The 15,540-nt window shown below is 59.9% G+C and carries 17 protein-coding genes; 10 read left to right on the forward strand and 7 right to left on the reverse strand.

The window, feature by feature from the left end; genetic code table 11:
• The first annotated feature begins 12 nt into the window (after positions 1–12).
• Together malG and AB5Z09_RS21190 are read left to right on the forward strand one after the other, a co-directional pair.
• Entirely contained in the window at positions 13–903 is an 891-nt protein-coding gene (malG, locus tag AB5Z09_RS21185; protein WP_005333868.1) for a maltose ABC transporter permease MalG, read from the forward strand.
• Between the two features lie 68 nt (positions 904–971).
• A complete protein-coding gene (locus tag AB5Z09_RS21190) occupies positions 972–2,108 on the forward strand; it encodes an ABC transporter ATP-binding protein (RefSeq protein WP_005333867.1) in 1,137 nt (378 codons plus the stop codon).
• Positions 2,109–2,220: 112 nt separating this feature from the next.
• Here AB5Z09_RS21190 and ppk2 read toward each other — a convergent pair whose 3' ends face one another.
• A complete protein-coding gene (ppk2, locus tag AB5Z09_RS21195; RefSeq protein ID WP_005361444.1) occupies positions 2,221–3,036 on the reverse strand; it encodes a polyphosphate kinase 2 in 816 nt (271 codons plus the stop codon).
• A 128-nt stretch (positions 3,037–3,164) separates the two neighbouring features.
• Here ppk2 and AB5Z09_RS21200 point away from each other — a divergent pair, with 128 nt between their 5' ends.
• Complete coding sequence (locus AB5Z09_RS21200; protein WP_368196171.1) at positions 3,165–3,965, forward strand: alpha/beta fold hydrolase; 801 nt, start codon at positions 3,165–3,167, stop codon at positions 3,963–3,965.
• A 114-nt stretch (positions 3,966–4,079) separates the two neighbouring features.
• Here the strand turns inward: AB5Z09_RS21200 and AB5Z09_RS21205 are convergent, their stop codons facing one another.
• The 3 genes from AB5Z09_RS21205 to AB5Z09_RS21215 are packed head-to-tail and all read right to left on the reverse strand — an operon-like array spanning position 4,080 to position 6,251.
• Positions 4,080–4,886 carry a MipA/OmpV family protein gene (locus AB5Z09_RS21205; RefSeq protein WP_139405323.1) on the reverse strand — a complete coding sequence of 269 codons (807 nt, stop codon included), beginning with the start codon at positions 4,884–4,886 and terminating at the stop codon, positions 4,080–4,082.
• Positions 4,887–4,921: 35 nt separating this feature from the next.
• Positions 4,922–5,992, reverse strand: a complete 1,071-nt coding sequence (locus AB5Z09_RS21210) for an AI-2E family transporter (RefSeq protein WP_005352935.1) — start codon at positions 5,990–5,992, stop codon at positions 4,922–4,924.
• Between the two features lie 25 nt (positions 5,993–6,017).
• The gene (locus AB5Z09_RS21215; protein ID WP_005361432.1) at positions 6,018–6,251 is read right to left on the reverse strand and encodes a sulfurtransferase TusA family protein; all 234 of its coding nucleotides are present in this window, start codon (positions 6,249–6,251) and stop codon (positions 6,018–6,020) included.
• Positions 6,252–6,372: 121 nt separating this feature from the next.
• On the opposite strand from AB5Z09_RS21215, the gene AB5Z09_RS21220 reads away from it, so the two are divergent.
• The gene (locus AB5Z09_RS21220; RefSeq protein WP_005333848.1) at positions 6,373–7,827 is read left to right on the forward strand and encodes a M48 family metalloprotease; all 1,455 of its coding nucleotides are present in this window, start codon (positions 6,373–6,375) and stop codon (positions 7,825–7,827) included.
• A gap of 101 nt (positions 7,828–7,928) precedes the next feature.
• Here AB5Z09_RS21220 and AB5Z09_RS21225 read toward each other — a convergent pair whose 3' ends face one another.
• The gene (locus AB5Z09_RS21225) at positions 7,929–8,411 is read right to left on the reverse strand and encodes a TlpA family protein disulfide reductase (RefSeq protein WP_368196173.1); all 483 of its coding nucleotides are present in this window, start codon (positions 8,409–8,411) and stop codon (positions 7,929–7,931) included.
• A gap of 60 nt (positions 8,412–8,471) precedes the next feature.
• On the opposite strand from AB5Z09_RS21225, the gene arsC reads away from it, so the two are divergent.
• Both arsC and AB5Z09_RS21235 read left to right on the forward strand, forming a co-directional pair.
• The gene (arsC, locus tag AB5Z09_RS21230) at positions 8,472–8,822 is read left to right on the forward strand and encodes an arsenate reductase (glutaredoxin) (RefSeq protein ID WP_368196175.1); all 351 of its coding nucleotides are present in this window, start codon (positions 8,472–8,474) and stop codon (positions 8,820–8,822) included.
• Positions 8,819–9,202 carry a DUF2069 domain-containing protein gene (locus AB5Z09_RS21235; protein WP_005333836.1) on the forward strand — a complete coding sequence of 128 codons (384 nt, stop codon included), beginning with the start codon at positions 8,819–8,821 and terminating at the stop codon, positions 9,200–9,202. The genes arsC and AB5Z09_RS21235 overlap by 4 nt, the downstream gene beginning before the upstream one ends.
• Before the next feature lie 56 nt (positions 9,203–9,258).
• Here AB5Z09_RS21235 and AB5Z09_RS21240 read toward each other — a convergent pair whose 3' ends face one another.
• Complete coding sequence (locus AB5Z09_RS21240; RefSeq protein WP_368196176.1) at positions 9,259–9,867, reverse strand: ACP phosphodiesterase; 609 nt, start codon at positions 9,865–9,867, stop codon at positions 9,259–9,261.
• Positions 9,868–10,256: 389 nt separating this feature from the next.
• On the opposite strand from AB5Z09_RS21240, the gene AB5Z09_RS21245 reads away from it, so the two are divergent.
• Positions 10,257–11,036, forward strand: coding sequence for an ABC transporter substrate-binding protein (locus AB5Z09_RS21245; protein ID WP_368196178.1), 780 nt, complete (start codon positions 10,257–10,259; stop codon positions 11,034–11,036).
• 66 nt (positions 11,037–11,102) lie between these two features.
• A complete protein-coding gene (gene iadA, locus AB5Z09_RS21250) occupies positions 11,103–12,233 on the forward strand; it encodes a beta-aspartyl-peptidase (RefSeq protein WP_368196180.1) in 1,131 nt (376 codons plus the stop codon).
• A 103-nt stretch (positions 12,234–12,336) separates the two neighbouring features.
• Here the strand turns inward: iadA and AB5Z09_RS21255 are convergent, their stop codons facing one another.
• A complete protein-coding gene (locus AB5Z09_RS21255; RefSeq protein WP_019445359.1) occupies positions 12,337–13,239 on the reverse strand; it encodes a lysine exporter LysO family protein in 903 nt (300 codons plus the stop codon).
• Positions 13,240–13,772: 533 nt separating this feature from the next.
• Here AB5Z09_RS21255 and AB5Z09_RS21260 point away from each other — a divergent pair.
• Positions 13,773–14,543, forward strand: coding sequence for an ABC transporter ATP-binding protein (locus AB5Z09_RS21260; RefSeq protein ID WP_005337310.1), 771 nt, complete (start codon positions 13,773–13,775; stop codon positions 14,541–14,543).
• Positions 14,544–14,592: 49 nt separating this feature from the next.
• Positions 14,593–15,366, forward strand: a complete 774-nt coding sequence (locus AB5Z09_RS21265; RefSeq protein ID WP_005337307.1) for an ABC transporter substrate-binding protein — start codon at positions 14,593–14,595, stop codon at positions 15,364–15,366.
• The last annotated feature ends 174 nt before the right edge of the window (positions 15,367–15,540 follow it).

Consider the following 15,540-nt stretch of genomic DNA (forward strand, 5'->3'; position numbering starts at 1 on the left):
GGAGGCTTCAACATGGCAATCGTACAACCCAAATCAGTCAAATACCGGGTGTGGGCAACCCACCTGGTCATGTGGGGCTTCCTGGCGCTGATCATCTTCCCGTTGATCATGGTTATCGCCATCTCGTTCCGTAACGGTAACTTCGCGGTAGGGGAGATCATCCCCTCCAATCCGACGCTGGATCACTGGAAGCTGGCGCTGGGCATGTCCATCACCAACGCCGACGGCAGCATCACGCCGCCGCCGTTCCCGGTGCTGACCTGGTTGTGGAACTCCATCAAGATCGCCGGCATCACTGCCCTGATGATCGTGACGCTCTCCACCACCTGTGCTTACGCCTTTGCCCGCCTGCGTTTTCGTGGCAAGTCCACCATCCTGCAGGGCATGCTGATTTTCCAGATGTTCCCGGCGGTGTTGGCGCTGGTAGCCATCTACGCGCTCTTTAACAAGATTGGTGACTACATCCCTTGGCTCGGTCTCAACACCCACGGTGGCCTGATCCTGGCGTACATGGGGGGGATTGCCCTCCACGTCTGGACCATCAAGGGCTACTTCGAGACCATCGACTCCTCCCTGGAGGAGGCTGCGGCCATCGACGGGGCGACCCCGTGGCAGGCATTCCGTCTGATCCTGTTGCCTCTGTCGGTGCCCATCCTGGCGGTAGTGTTTATTCTGGCCTTTATCGGTTCCATTACCGAGGTGCCCATGGCCTCCATCCTGTTGCAGGATGTGAACAATCTGACCCTGGCGGTCGGGGCCCAGCAGTACCTCTATCCGCAGAACTATCTGTGGGGTGATTTCGCGGCGGCCGCAGTGCTCTCCGGTTTCCCCATCACAGTGGTCTTCCTGCTGGCACAGCGCTGGTTGGTTGGTGGTCTGACTGCTGGTGGTGTGAAAGGTTAAGTTTATGGCCGGGGGAGCTGACTCCCCCCGCTATCACGATTTGCAAAGATTCAAGAGCGGAGCTCGTCATGGCTGAAGTAGTACTCAACAACGTTCGCAAAAATTACGATCCGGCTGTTCACAAGGACACCCTGCGCAACATCAACCTCTCCATCAAGGAGGGCGAATTCATCGTCTTCGTCGGCCCGTCCGGCTGCGGTAAATCCACCCTGCTGCGGATGATCGCGGGTCTGGAAGACATCACCAGCGGTGAGCTGACCATCGGCGGTCGCTACATGAACGACGTGCCGCCGGTAGAGCGCAACGTCGGCATGGTGTTCCAGTCCTACGCCCTCTATCCGCACATGAACATCTACGAGAACATGGCCTTTGGTCTGAAGCTCAAGAAAATGGACAAGGAGAACATCCACAAGCGGGTGATGCGCGCTGCCGAGATCCTGGGTCTTGAGCCGCTGCTGGACAGAAAGCCCAAGGCGCTCTCCGGTGGTCAGCGTCAGCGGGTCGCCATCGGTCGCTCCATCGTGCAGCAGCCGCAGGTGTTCCTGTTTGACGAACCGCTCTCCAACCTGGATGCCGCGCTGCGGGTCAAGATGCGGATCGAGATCGCCAAGCTGCACAAAGAGCTTAACTCCACCATCATCTACGTGACCCACGATCAGGTGGAAGCGATGACCCTGGCCGACAAGATTGTGGTGCTGAGCCCGCTCAAGGCCGAGGCTGCCACCAACCTGGAACAGTTCGGTTCACCGCTGGATCTCTACCACAACCCGGACAACAAGTTCGTGGCGGGCTTTATCGGCTCTCCCAAGATGAACTTCCTGGCGGGCGAGTTGCTGGAGATTGGCGAGCAGGAGTGCCTGGTCAAGTTGACCTCTGGCGATACCGTGCGGGCTCGGGTCGATGCCCGCAGTGGCGCTGTGGGTGACAAGGTGGAGCTGGGTATTCGCCCCGAGCACCTGATGCCGCTGGATCACCCCCATGCGCACAGCAAGGTGAGCGGGATCGTGCAGGTGGCCGAGCACCTGGGCGCCGAGTCCTTCGTTTATATGGATGTGGATGGTCACGACTTTACCGTCAAGGCCACCTCGGATGTTGATGTGGCGACCGGTCAGACCTACAGCGTGGGTATCCCGGCCGAAGCCTGCTACCTGTTCGATGCCAAGGAGCAGGCGTTCCCCCGTACCGCCAAATATATCCGTACCTGATTTTTTGTTGTGCTGGTTTTCCTTTCTTAATAATCAATGCCTTTTTGCCGGTCGTCAGACCGGCTTTTTATTGCCTGCGATTTGAACATGCAGATAGGCAAGGTAACCCGGTTCAAGCCTCGAGTTCGGCGGTAATATCGGGCACAAAGGTCTGGCTGGCCAGCGGCGGGCGCTCATACCCTTCGGTCTTGATGGGGGGGAGCTTGATGGGCTCGTAGTGGATCGCCTCGTAGGGCACCTTGCTCAGCAGATGGGCGATGCAGTTGAGGCGGGCACGGCGCTTGTCGTCCGCCTCCACCACGAACCAGGGGCAATCCTCGGTGTCGGTGTAGGTGAACATGTCATCCTTGGCGCGGGAGTACTCCACCCAGCGCGAGCGGGACTGCAAATCCATCGGGCTGAATTTCCAGCGCTTGATGGGGGTGTTGATCCGCTCTTTAAAGCGCTTCTCCTGCTCCTCGTCACTGACCGAGAACCAGTATTTGATCAAGGTGATGCCGGAGCGGATCAGCATCCGCTCAAACTCGGGGCAGGCGCGCAGAAACTCGCGATACTCGGCGTCGCTGCAAAATCCCATCACCCGCTCGACTCCGGCCCGGTTGTACCAGGAGCGGTCAAACAGCACCATCTCGCCAGCGGCGGGCAGGTGGGCCACATAACGCTGAAAGTACCACTGGGAGCGCTCCCGATCGGAGGGGGCGGGCAGCGCCGTGACCCGGCAGACCCGGGGGTTGAGCGGTTCGGTAATCGCCTTGATGACGCCCCCTTTACCGGCGGCGTCCCGTCCCTCGAACAGCACCACCACCTTCAGTCCCTCCTGTTTGACCCACTCCTGCAGCTTGACCAGCTCCTCCTGCAGATGGGCAAGGTGGTGCTCGTAGCACTTCTTGTCCAGACGTGGCCGCTTCTTGCTCTTCTCCTTCGCCATAGGCTTCTCCTTTTGGCATCCTTTCATGGGTGACTTCTTTGAGTCACTGCCAGCTTGCACCAGGGAGGCGTCACCTGCCAAGGGGGACGTGATACACTGCCCGCCCATCGCTGGCAACAGGAGATAACATGAAGCATTTTATGGAGATAGCAGGCCGCCGGATGGCCTATCTGGATGAAGGGCAAGGGCCGGTACTGCTGTTTGGCCACAGCTATCTGTGGGACAGCGCCATGTGGGCGCCGCAAATCGAGGCGCTCAAGGGCAGCTATCGCTGCATCGTTCCCGAGCTGTGGGGCCACGGCGATTCCGACCTGCTCCCCGAAGGTGGCTGCACCCTGGCGACGCTGGCGCGGGATCACCTGGCGCTGCTCGATGCCCTCGGCATTGAGGAGTTCGTGTTGGTGGGCCTCTCCATCGGCGGCATGTGGGGTGTGGAGCTGGCGCGCATGGTGCCAAACCGCCTTAAGGGTCTGGTGCTGATGGATAGTTTTGTCGGCCTGGAACCGCAGATCACCTGCGAGCGCTACCTCGGCATGCTGGCGATGATCGAGCAGCTCGGCACCGTGCCGGCGCCCATCATCGAACAGGTGGCGCCTATCTTCTTTGCGAACCAGCCCGATGCCGACTTGCTGGCCGATTTCAAGGCGCGTCTAGCCGCCTGGCCAAACGAGAAGATTGTCGCCATGGTGGCGGTGGGCCGCAGCTTTGTGACCCGCGAAGATCGTATCGAGTGGCTGGAGGAGATCACCACTCCCGCACTGGTGATGACAGGCTGCGAAGACAAGGCCCGTCCGGTGCTGGAGGGCTATCTGATGGCCGAGGTGCTGGGTTGCCCGTTCAGGGAGATCCCGATGGCTGGCCACATCTCATCGCTGGAAAATCCGTCCTTCGTCAATCAGCACCTGGCCGATTTTCTGGCGACGCTGTAAGCCTGAATAGGCAGCTTGAGCAGGCTGTGCTACCAGCCTGATGATGGCCGTGAAAAAGGGAGCCGAGGGCTCCCTTTTGTTTGGTCGTGTCTCACGGTTCAAGACTCATAACTGTTACCAGATATAGCCCAGCGCAAAACCCGCATAGAGCTCGCCATCGTGCTGGACGATGGGGCTGTTTTTGATGTCCCGATCATACCATTCGTAGTTCATGGCAAACATGCCAATCCAGTTGGGGCTGAAGCGGTAACTGGTGATGAGGGCCGCCATCGGGGATAGGGTGGTGCCGGTATCCCAAGCAGGCCGCTGGGCGGTTGCCTCGCTCTCGGAGATGCCGCCGAAGTAGTAGTTGGCCATCTTGTCGCTGCGCAGCATCAGCCCCATCCCCGGCATGATCAGCAGGTTGTCGCGCAGGATGGGGAAATCGGCCCACAGCAGCAGCTCCTGCCCCTTGCTGCGGCCGGTGACATCGCTGTTAGCACGCACGGTCAGCAGGGCGTAGGGGGTGATGATGTTGCCACCGATCCCGCCTTCCAGCTGCCATTTTCGCTGCTCCATGCCAGTAAAGGCCGGAGAATCCTCGGGATCCAGATTGCCAAAACGGACCCGGCCATAGCCGTAGAGGGCCACGTTCTCATCCTTGTGGAAGTAGTAGCGGGCCCGATCCCCCAGAAACATAAAGTCGTCGCCGAAGTAGATAAAGCCCGGGATGGCGTAGAGGGCGTTGTCCTGCGCTTCATAACGGGCCTGTCCCCCGATGAGCGCCGCTCCGGCGACAAAGCCCTGTGGCACCGGGCTGGTAGGGCTGTCGTTGGTGAGCAGGTCCATGGCGCCAAGATCGATATCGGCACGCGCTGGCATGGCGGCAGCGAGGAGCAGGGCCGTCAGCCCTGCCGCTCTGATTTGACGAAAAAAGGTCATGGACACTCCGTTGTCACGATTGCAGGGGAAGCAGGTTATTTTGCGGCACTGGGCATCTCTTCACGTTTTGGCCAGGCATTGATCACCGCCTTGACCAGGGTGGCGAGGGGAATGGCGAAGAAGACTCCCCAGAATCCCCACAAGCCGCCGAAGACCAGCACGGCGATGATGATGGCCACCGGATGGAGGTTGACCGCTTCCGAGAAAAGCACCGGCACCAGCAGGTTGCCATCGAGAGCCTGAATGACCAGATAGGCCACCATCAGCCAGGCGAACTCGGGGGTGAGCCCCCACTGGAACAGGGCCACCATGGCGACCGGCACGGTCACCACGGCGGCGCCGATATAGGGGATCAGCACCGAAAAGCCGACCGCGACCGCCAGCAGCACCGAGTAGCGCAGTCCCATCAGGGCGAAGGGGACATAGGTGGCGATGCCGACGATCAGGATCTCGATCACCTTGCCGCGGATGTAGTTGATGATCTGGTTGTTCATCTCCACCCACACCCGGTTGACCAGGGTGCGGTTGCGCGGCAGGAAGCGGCGCAGGCTGCCCATCAGTACCCGCTTGTCTTTGAGCATAAAGAAGACCATCAGCGGTACCAGAATGAGGTAGATCATGATGGCGACCACGTTGACCAGCGAACTGAGGGAGGCGCTTACCAGATGCTCGCCGCCACTGAGGATGCGCTGGCGAATATTGTCGATGACGGTCTCCACCAGACTGACATCAATCAGCTCGGGGTATTTGTCAGGCAGGGTGCGCACATAATCCTGAGCGTGAGTCAGCATAGCGGGCGCCTCTTTGGCCAGATTGATCCCCTGACTCACCAGCGTCGGGATAAGACCCAGCAAGGAGGCCACCGCCACTGCAATAAAGAGGATCAGAATGACGCTGGTGGCCAGGGTGCGCGACAGCCCCGCTTTTTGCAGCCGGGCGACCGGCCACTCCAGCAGATAGGCCATTACCAGCGCCACCAGCAGGGGGGCCAGCAGATCACCAAACAGCCAGATGATGGTGAAGCAGAACACCAGCAACAGGAAAAGGGTAACGGCATCGGGATCGGAAAAACGGGTCTGATACCAGCGCTTCAATACTTCTAACATGACTGCATCCTTACATCACTGGGGCTCAAGATGGCTGTTTCGCCCCGACAACCAACTGCAAAGAGAGGGTATTGTCCGGTTGTTGCTGCATCTCGACATGGTGGCCCTGACGGTGCAGATAGGCCGGAATATCCTGCCGGGAGCCCGCATCGGCCAGCCGGATGGTGACGGTTTGACCGCTTTTGGCCCCCCTTAACCAGAGCTTGAGCCGGATCAGCGGCTCGGGGCAGCGCCAGGGGGTCAGGTCGAGAATTTCCATGGGGGCTCCATCAGGCAGGTGGCCGCTATTATGGCCGTGATAAGAGCATGAAACAACGCTTGTAGCCCTTGATGGGCAAGGGTATTCTGCCGAGGCCCTTTCTGATGGAGATAGAGATAACGTGGCACGTTTTTCCCCCCTGATGGCATCGCTTCCCCTGCTGGCTTCCCTGATGGGCGCCACGTTTCATGCCGAGGCCAACAATCAGCTTCCCGACATCGGCACGGCCGGGGTTGCTGCCCTGCCCATCGAGCAGGAAGTGCGTTACGGCAACGCTTTTATGCGCTTTGCCCGTGCGGGTCTGCCGATCATCGATGATCCGGTGCTGAGCCAGTACATTGACGATCTGGGTCAGCGATTGCTGACCAACGCCGATGGGGTACGTTTCCCGTTTACCTTCTTCCTCATCAATGATCCCAGCATCAACGCGGCCGCCTTCCTCGGTGGGCGAGTCAAGGTGCACACCGGCCTCTTCCTCTACGCCGACAGCGAGAGTGAGCTGGCCTCGGTACTGGCCCACGAAATCACCCACGTGACCCAGCGCCATATCGCCCGTTATATGGAAGCGCAGGCGAGCAGCTCGGCAGTGACCCTGGCTGGTCTGGTGGGCTCCATCGCGCTGGCAGTGATCAATCCGACTGCCGGTATCGCCGCGCTGCAGACCACGCTGGGCCTCTCCATGCAGTCGGCCATCAACTACACCCGCGACAACGAATATGAAGCGGATCGCATCGGCATGAAGACGCTTTATGATGCCGGTTTCGACCCCATGGGGATGGCCAACTTCTTCCAGAAACTGGCTGCCGAATACCGTTACGCAAGCAAGCCGCCGGAGATGCTGCTCACTCACCCGCTGCCGGAGACCCGGATCAGCGAGGCCCGCGCTCGGGCGGGCAGCTATGGCCGCCGTGACTTGCCGCCCAGCCTCGACTTCTGGCTGGCCAAGGTGCGGATTCAGGTGCGTTTTGGTACCGATACCCCTCAGGGGCTGCTGAGCTACTTCGATAGCCGGATCCAGAAGGGGGATTACCCGCTCAAGGATGCCGCCATCTATGGCAAGGCGCTGGCGCTGATCCAGCTCAAGCGCACCGACGAGGCTGATACCCTGATGCAGGAGCTGGCGGCCCGTCATCCGGAAGATCTCTTTATCGTCGATGCCCAGACCGACATCGATCTGGCCAAGGGGCGCAGTGCCCAGGCCATCGCGCGCCTCGAGAAGTTCCGCAGCCGGATGCCGGATAACGAAGTGGTGGTGGTCAACCTCGGCAACGCCTACCTCGAGAGCGGCAACTACAAGAAGTCCATCGCCATCCTTGACCCCTATGCCCGTGCCCATGAGGAGAACAATCTGGCCTGGAACCTGCTGGCCGATGCCTATCGCAAGGCGGGCAGAATGACCGAGCTGCATATGGCGCGGGCCGAGATGCTCGCACTGCGCGGGGATTATCAGGCGGCCATCGACGAGCTGATCGTGGCACGCGGTACCACCAGCGATCGGATGACCCTGGCTCGTCTGGAGGCGCGCATCACCGAGCTGGAGCGGGCCAAGAAGGATCTCGATAGCCTCAAGGGCTAACGAAACCTGGCATTGACCTATCAAACAAGGGCGCACCACGGTGCGCCCTTGTTGTTTATGGCGGTGGCGTTGATGTGGGGGACGGTGATAGCAGCGATGGGCTAGTGACTCATGCTGCTGGCGGTCGCTTTGAGCATCTCGATCTGCTGCTGGTCGAGCTCGCCGACCAGCGTCTGCTTGAGCTTGCCCTCGCTATCGAGCAGATAGCTGGTGGGCAGGCCGCCTGGGCGAGGGAAGGGGAGCCTGGCATCTTCATTGGCAATAAGGAGCGGCACCTTGATGTGATACTGCGCAGCCAGCTTGTCCAGCTCTGCTGGCGTGGTCGGGTCGTAGTTGATGGCCACCACTGTGATCCGGCCCTCCGCTGCCAGCCTGTTGAGGCGCGGCATCTCGCGCAGGCAGGGGGCACACCAGGGGGCGAAGTAGTTGACCAGCAGCGGCTTGCCGGCAAAGTTGCGCAGGCTGACCGACTGCCCTGTTGCATCGGTAAATTCGGGGGCGGGTGTGCACGCGCCCAGCAGGCCAGCCACAATCAGCCAACAAATTCGTTTCAATTCCTTTCCACTGCCGCTTACCCTGACCATCACTTTCCCCTACAATAGCGCCGTTTCTAGTCCCATCTTGCGATTAATCAGGGAGTTACCATGAGCGAGACCCAAATCTACCACAATCCGCGCTGCTCCAAGAGTCGCGAAACCCTGGCTCTGCTGGAACAGTACGGGATCGCCCCTGATGTGGTGCTCTATCTGGAGCAGGCCCCGAGCGAAGATGAGATCCGCAACCTGCTCTCTCTGCTTGGTTTTGACGATCCCCGCCAGCTGATGCGCACCAAGGAGGATCTCTACAAGGAGCTGGGATTAGCCGATGTCAGCGGTGATGCCCTCATCCGCACCATGCACCAGCATCCCAAGCTGATCGAGCGCCCCATCGTCATCAAGAACGGCCAGGCCCGTATTGGTCGCCCGCCGGAGCAGGTGCTGGAGATCCTCAAGTGAGCACCCGCTTCGCACGTTGGCTGACTCTGGTCGGCTTCTTCGGCCTGCTGGGCTGGGTCATCCTCTGGCATCTGTGGCTGTCACCCCACCCGGACCTCAACCCCTGGCTGCTGCCGGTGATCTGGACGGTGCCGCTGCTCTTCCCCCTCAAGGGGATAGTGCAGGGCAACCCCTACACCCACGCCTGGGGCAACTTCGTGTTGATGCCCTATTTCCTCCACGCCCTCACCCTGATCACCACGGATGAGGGGGAGCGGTGGCTGGCGGTGGTGGAGCTGGTCTTCACCACTCTCGCTTTTGTCGGCACCATCTACTACGCCCGACTGCGTGGTCGCGAACTTGGCTTAAGCATTCGCAAAAAGAAAGACGAAGCCAACTGATGACAAACGCCCCGCAAGGGGCGTTTTTTATGGGGAAGCAGCTCTATCCAGAGGGATCACTGTGCCCCTTGGGCTGCCCGATATTCGGCCAGCTGCTGCTGGCTAAAGGCCATCAGCTGGGGATAGAAGCGCAGAAACCCCGCCTCGCATGTTTGCCACTGCGATTCATCGAGGGTCAGCAGCGCCTCTCCCAGTTGTACCGGGCGGCGCAGTCGGCGACCGATGCCATTCAGAGCTTGCCCCAGCCCCTCCCTGTGGCGGTAGGAGGCGATCCAGTTCTGCTCGGCCATCCGTTTGAGGGGGGGTGGCAGTCCGTCCGGCAGGCGTGGGTGATCCGCCAATAGCTGCTCATAACTGCGTTGCAGGAAGCGGGGCAGGGGCTCGGTGCTGAACAGTCCCCAGTGCAGGCTCAGCCAGTGGTCGTAGATCATATCAACCACTATGCCGCCAAAGCGGCGCCAGGGGGCCTCGAAACAGGCGACGGCCGCCTTGTGCTCGGGGTGGCCGTCGGTGAAAGCGTCAATTTTGCGGTGTAGCCAGATCCCCTCATCGAAGTGGGCGGCAAGCCCCGTGGGCAGCGTGCCTTTGACGAAATCGCCGAGCAGATTGCCGGTGAGAGAGCTTCGGGTGTGGGCAGCCAGATGGAGATGGGCCAGAAAATTCATCGGTCGCTGTGGGTCTGTTATGGGATGGCAAGGTGCTTCGAGCCTAACGGATCCCGCTCGCCTTGACCATGATCGGGATTTTGCTACTGCCCTGCGGCTGCCTCTTGCCGGGCAAAATTCGGGCGTGCTAAGGTGATGCTATCTTTGTCACAGGACGCGACAAACCACCATGATGCGCAAAGCCAGAGGCTTTTTTCTGGCCTTCTACTTCAAGCCTTTCTATCTCTCCGAGTGGTTCGACGAATAGATCGAACCCCTGGAGCAGTTCACTGACGCCCGCTCGGGCGTGATCTCGCTCATCCAGATTTTGCCGCTTTTGGTCATCGCATGCATTCGCCTGCGGTGCCTTGTCCGCGCCTGTGCGCTTTTTATGTAATGGAGTACTCAAGATGAAGATCAGACTGACCCTCTCAGCCCTGTTTGTTGCTAGTCTGCTGGCCACCCCCGCCATGGCCAAGGAGTGGAAAACCGTGCGTTTCGGGGTGGAGGGGGCCTACCCGCCCTTCTCCTGGACCGATGCGTCGGGCGAGATCAAGGGGTTTGATATCGATCTCGCCAACGCCCTGTGTCAGCAGATGGCGGTCAAGTGCGAGCTGGTGGCGCAGGATTGGGACGGCATGATCCCGGCCCTGCTGTCGCGCAAATACGACGCCATCATCGCCGCCATGTCGATCACCGACGAGCGGCGCCAGAAGGTCGATTTCACCGAGAAATATGCCCATATTCCCAATCGCTTTGTAGCGGCCAAAGGGACCGAGCTGACATTGACCCCGGAAGGCATGGCGGGCAAGCGCATCGGGGTGCAGCGGGCCACCACCCACGACAAGTACCTGACCGACAATTTTGGCTCGAATGTCACCATAGTCCGCTACGGCAATGCCGATGAGGCCTATCTCGATCTGAAAGCGGGTCGGGTGCTGGCCCTGCTGGCCGATGCCTCTGCCATCGAGCAGGGGCTGCTTGGCAAAGAGGGGGGCGACAAGTTCGACTATGTGGGGCCCGCCCTGACCGCTCGTCAGTGGTTTGGTGATGGCATGGGGATCGCCGTGCGCAAGAGTGATAAGGAGCTCAAGGGCAAGCTGGACGAGGCGATCAAGGCCCTGCGTGCCAATGGCACCTATCAGCAGATCAACCAGAAGTACTTCAAGTACGATATATATGGTGGTTGACGGGGGGAGGGAGCTTGCTCCCTCTCTTTTCATCGGGCAAGCGACAATCGTGCAAGGAGGATCGCCATGTTGACCCTGATCGAGGGGGCCGAGATCTTCAGCCCCACCCAACTTGGCCAGCAGGATCTGCTGGTGGCTGATGGCCGCATTGCCTGGATGGGCAAGGGGTTGACGGTGCCCGCAAACTGGCCGTTGCACAGGGTCGATGGTCGAGGCCGCTATCTGGTGCCCGGGCTGGTGGATCCGCTGGCCCATATCACCGGCGGTGGCGGTGAGGGGGGCTTTGCTTTTCGCACCCCTGAACTGGCGGCGAGCGAGGCGCTCAAGGCCGGCGTCACCACCCTGGTGGCGGCGCTTGGCACCGACAGCCTGACCCGCACTCCCGCGCAGGTGCTCGGCAAGGTGCGCGAGTTTCGCGCCGCCGGGGTGAGCGCCTTTATGTATACCGGCTCCTACCATCTGCCGGTCAAGACCCTGACCGGCACGGTGGAGTCGGACATCATCCTGATCCCCGAGGTATTGGGGGTGGGGGAGGTGGCCATCAGCGACCACAGATCCAGTGCGCCGACCCACGACGAGCTGGCCAGGCTTGCCAGCGAGGCGCGGGTGGCCGGGCTGCTTGCGGGCAAGAGCGGGGTCAGCTTCTTCCATGTCGGGGATGGCAAGGGGGCATTGGCGCCCCTGCGGGCCCTGCGCGATGAGACTGACATTCCGCTGCGCCAGCTCTATCCCACCCACTGCAACCGCAACCCCTGGCTCTTTGCCGAGGCCATCGAGTGGGGCAAGGCGGGAGGTTGGGTCGACCTCACCACCTCGAGCTTTCCCGATCTGCTGGAGGATGGCGAGCGGCTTGCTGCCGATGCGCTCCTCGAGCTGCTGGCCGCCAATGTGCCTGCCGAGCGCATCACCTTCAGCTCGGATGCCAACGCCAGCCTGCCGCGCTTTGATGGCGAGGGGCGGCTAATCGAGATGCGCTGCGGCCAGATTGCCAGCCTGTGGCAGCAGTGCGTGCGCGCGACCCGGCTCGGTGTCTCGCTGGAGAGGGCGTTGGCCGCGGTGACGAGCAATCCGGCACAGGCGCTGGGGCTCGGCAGCAAGGGGCGTATCGGGGTCGGACAGGATGCGGATCTGCTGCTGGTGCACGACCGGACGTTTGCTATCGAACGGGTGATGAGTGGCGGCCAGTGGCGCGAATAAGGCTGCGGGCAATATCGTAGTCAGTGCGAGAGCGTGGTTGCTCCAAACAGCAAAAGCCCGACAACAAGGTCGGGCTTTTTGATCTGCAGTGTGGGAATAAGGCTTAGAGCGCCAGAAACCCGAGGATCAGGATGGGGCCGAGCAGGCTCAGGATAAAGCCGGAGACAATGGCCACCGGCACCACCTGAATGCCCCCTGATTTCTGGATAACCGGCAGGGTGAAGTCCAGCGCCGTGGCGCCGCCGTAACCGATGGCCGCCGAGGGGTGGCGTCGCATCAGGACCGGGATGATCAGGATGGCGATAAGCTCGCGCCCAAGATCGTTGATAAAGGCAGCAGAACCGAGCACCGGCCCCAGTTTGTCGGCCACCAGGATGCCGGAGAGCGAATACCAGCCGAAGCTCGAGCTCATCGCCAGACCATGGGCAAAGGGCATGCCCAGCAATTGGGCCGCCAGCAGGCTACCCAGCCAGCTGCTGAGGATGACGGTGGCGGCTATCTTCATCCCCCAGGGGTTGAGCAGGATCTGGCGCAGCCGCATGCCGGAGTTGCGCATCTGCACCCCGATGAGAAACAGCAGCAGCATCAGGGCCCACTCGCTCCACTTGTCGATGGGCAGGGCGCGCAGATCCACCAGTAGACCCAGCAGCACGCCGCCGAGCACCACAAAGCAGAGCTGTAGGGATTCCCACAGCAGGTGCAACTTGCCCGGCATCTTGGCATCGCTCGCCTCGTGGGTCGGCGGCGTGCGCTTGTCGAGCCACCAGAGGGCCAGCAGGTTGCAGACCGTGATCGCGGTGAGCATCACCCCGGCGACCTTGAAGATCACCGCCAGATTGCTGCCCAGGTTCTCCACATAGGCAAGCCCGAGCCCCATCAGAAACAGAATGAGGTAGACCATCTTGCCCAGACTCTGGTTGACCAGCTTGATCAGTCGGGCAGAGGAGAGGGGAATCAGATAGCCGATTGCCAGTGGCAACAGGATCAGCAACACATTGAGCAGCATCGAGGCCTCGATCACAAAAACTGATAAAAACACCACCTTATCATTACTTATTGGCTCTGTGTCACATATCTCTCGCTTTCATGGCCGCAAACAGCCCTTTTGGGGGCAGATTGTTACTTTTTTGCCACAACCTCTCTGTTTGATAAGGTTCTGTGCGAGCCCGTGTGCACCAATGAAATCAAGTTGATCCGATCGGGGGGTCGATATTTCGCTCGGCAAGGGGGTGCATAAAGCCATTTTGGTGCCGGTTTGGCACACATCACGCTTTTCTCTTGCCACTGATATGATTGGGGTATAAAAAGGCGGTATCGGAATAGCCATTGAAACGGCTGTTTATGCAAACAAAGTGCTGAAAAATACGCAAAGAGCGAATAAAAATAGAGCGAATCCCCTGAAGACCCTCGTTCTGTATTGTTTTTTCACTATCCGGGTGATATTTTCGCTGAAGGTTGCCATCGGTTAACTTTTTGTTAAATGGACGATGGTTGAGTCACGCCCCCTGCGGCGTCTAGGGACAGACAAGGTTGTAATGGATGAGCGACGTTGCCGCACTGGAAGTACGTGATCTGCACAAATATTTTGGCACCCACGAAGTGCTCAAGGGCATCGACATGACAGCCCACAAGGGGGATGTGATCTCCCTTATCGGCTCCTCCGGCTCGGGGAAGTCGACCTTTCTTCGCTGTATCAATCTGCTCGAAACCCCCTCATCCGGCACTGTCTCGCTCCATGGCGAGCTGATCCGGATGAAAACCAGCCGCGCCGGCGAGCGGTTGCCCGAGGATATGCGTCAGGTGGAGCGGATCCGCAGCCGACTGGCCATGGTGTTTCAAAGTTTCAATCTCTGGTCACACATGACCATCATGCAGAACATCATCGAAGTGCCAATCCAGGTGCTCAAGGTACCTCGCGCCGAAGCACTGGCCAAGGCAGAGCAACTGCTCAACCGGGTTGGACTCTGGGAGCGGCGCGACTACTATCCCGGCCACCTCTCCGGTGGTCAGCAGCAGCGGGCTGCCATTGCCCGTGCGCTGGCGGTAGAGCCCGAGGTGATGCTGTTTGACGAACCCACCTCGGCGCTGGATCCCGAGCTGGTGGGGGAGGTGCTCGGCCTGATGCGCGAGCTGGCCGAAGAGGGGCGCACCATGCTGGTGGTGACCCACGAGATGTCGTTTGCCCGGGATGTATCGAACAAGGTGATGTTTCTGCATCAGGGGCGGGTGGAAGAGGAGGGCAACCCCAAGGAGATTTTCGCCCATCCCAAATCCGAGCGGTTCAAGCAATTCATCTCCTCCATCTACTGATGGCGGGATGCCTGGTTACCCAATCAACTGTTTTATCAAGGAGAGATACATGAACAAGCTGATGCTGGCGACAGCCGTAGTTACTGCCCTTGCGTCCGGTAGCCTGATGGCCAAGGAGTGGAAAGAGGTCCGGATCGGGGTTGAGGGTGCCTATCCCCCCTTCTCCTGGACCGAGCCCAGTGGCGAGGTGAAAGGTTTTGATATCGACATCGCCAACGCCCTGTGCGAAGAGATGAAAGTGAAGTGCACCCTGGTCAAGCAGGACTGGGACGGCATCATTCCGGCGCTGCTGTCACGCAAGTTTGACGCCATCATCGCCACCATGGACATCACAGAAGAGCGCAAGAAGAAAGTGGACTTCACCCAGAAGTACCAGCACATTCCGGCCCGCTTCGCCGCCAAGAAGGGCACTGATGTGCAGCTCGACAAGGCCTTTATGGAAGGCAAGTCCGTCGCGGTGCAGCGTGCGACCTCCATGGATACCTTTATTACCGACAACTTCCCCAACGCCACCATCAAGCGTTACGGCACCGCCGATGAAGCCTATCTCGATCTGAAATCCGGTCGTGTGGACTATGTGCTGGCCGACTCTGCCGCCATCACCGACGGTCTGCTGAAGAAAGAGGGCGGTGATGCCTTTGAATTCGTCGGCCCGAAACTGACCGATCCCAAGTGGTTTGGCGAGGGTGCCGGTATTGCGGTGCGCAAGGCTGACAAGGATCTGAAAGAGAAATTCAACGCCGCCATTCTGGCGCTGCGTGCCAACGGCAAGTACAAGGAAATCAACGACAAGTACTTCGAGTTTGACGTTTACGGAGAGTAAAACAAAGAGACGTTTACGGCGAGTAAGTCCAAAGACGTCTACGGCAAGTAACGACAGGTTGATCCTGTCAGTAGTCATCGGGCCCGTCACCTCCCTGAGGGAGTTTACGGGCCCGCATTGATTGCAATGGAGCTGCACATATTTCATTCGGACTGCTATGGAGCCTTCTGGTTA

Origin of the sequence: Aeromonas sp. R2-2 (assembly GCF_040908355.1) — a bacterium.
Classification (GTDB): domain Bacteria; phylum Pseudomonadota; class Gammaproteobacteria; order Enterobacterales; family Aeromonadaceae; genus Aeromonas; species Aeromonas veronii.

What these genes read in the sequence shown, in the direction of transcription:
- AB5Z09_RS21260 (WP_005337310.1), top strand. Translation starts at nt 13,773, where the DNA reads ATGAGCGACGTTGCCGCACTGGAAGTACGTGATCTGCACAAATATTTT.
- AB5Z09_RS21240 (WP_368196176.1), bottom strand. Translation starts at nt 9,867, where the DNA reads ATGAATTTTCTGGCCCATCTCCATCTGGCTGCCCACACCCGAAGCTCT.
- arsC (WP_368196175.1), top strand. Translation starts at nt 8,472, where the DNA reads ATGAGCGAGACCCAAATCTACCACAATCCGCGCTGCTCCAAGAGTCGC.
- AB5Z09_RS21245 (WP_368196178.1), top strand. Translation starts at nt 10,257, where the DNA reads ATGAAGATCAGACTGACCCTCTCAGCCCTGTTTGTTGCTAGTCTGCTG.
- AB5Z09_RS21190 (WP_005333867.1), top strand. Translation starts at nt 972, where the DNA reads ATGGCTGAAGTAGTACTCAACAACGTTCGCAAAAATTACGATCCGGCT.
- AB5Z09_RS21210 (WP_005352935.1), bottom strand. Translation starts at nt 5,992, where the DNA reads ATGTTAGAAGTATTGAAGCGCTGGTATCAGACCCGTTTTTCCGATCCC.
- AB5Z09_RS21205 (WP_139405323.1), bottom strand. Translation starts at nt 4,886, where the DNA reads ATGACCTTTTTTCGTCAAATCAGAGCGGCAGGGCTGACGGCCCTGCTC.
- AB5Z09_RS21255 (WP_019445359.1), bottom strand. Translation starts at nt 13,239, where the DNA reads ATGCTGCTCAATGTGTTGCTGATCCTGTTGCCACTGGCAATCGGCTAT.
- iadA (WP_368196180.1), top strand. Translation starts at nt 11,103, where the DNA reads ATGTTGACCCTGATCGAGGGGGCCGAGATCTTCAGCCCCACCCAACTT.
- AB5Z09_RS21265 (WP_005337307.1), top strand. Translation starts at nt 14,593, where the DNA reads ATGAACAAGCTGATGCTGGCGACAGCCGTAGTTACTGCCCTTGCGTCC.
- AB5Z09_RS21225 (WP_368196173.1), bottom strand. Translation starts at nt 8,411, where the DNA reads ATGGTCAGGGTAAGCGGCAGTGGAAAGGAATTGAAACGAATTTGTTGG.
- AB5Z09_RS21200 (WP_368196171.1), top strand. Translation starts at nt 3,165, where the DNA reads ATGAAGCATTTTATGGAGATAGCAGGCCGCCGGATGGCCTATCTGGAT.
- malG (WP_005333868.1), top strand. Translation starts at nt 13, where the DNA reads ATGGCAATCGTACAACCCAAATCAGTCAAATACCGGGTGTGGGCAACC.
- AB5Z09_RS21215 (WP_005361432.1), bottom strand. Translation starts at nt 6,251, where the DNA reads ATGGAAATTCTCGACCTGACCCCCTGGCGCTGCCCCGAGCCGCTGATC.
- ppk2 (WP_005361444.1), bottom strand. Translation starts at nt 3,036, where the DNA reads ATGGCGAAGGAGAAGAGCAAGAAGCGGCCACGTCTGGACAAGAAGTGC.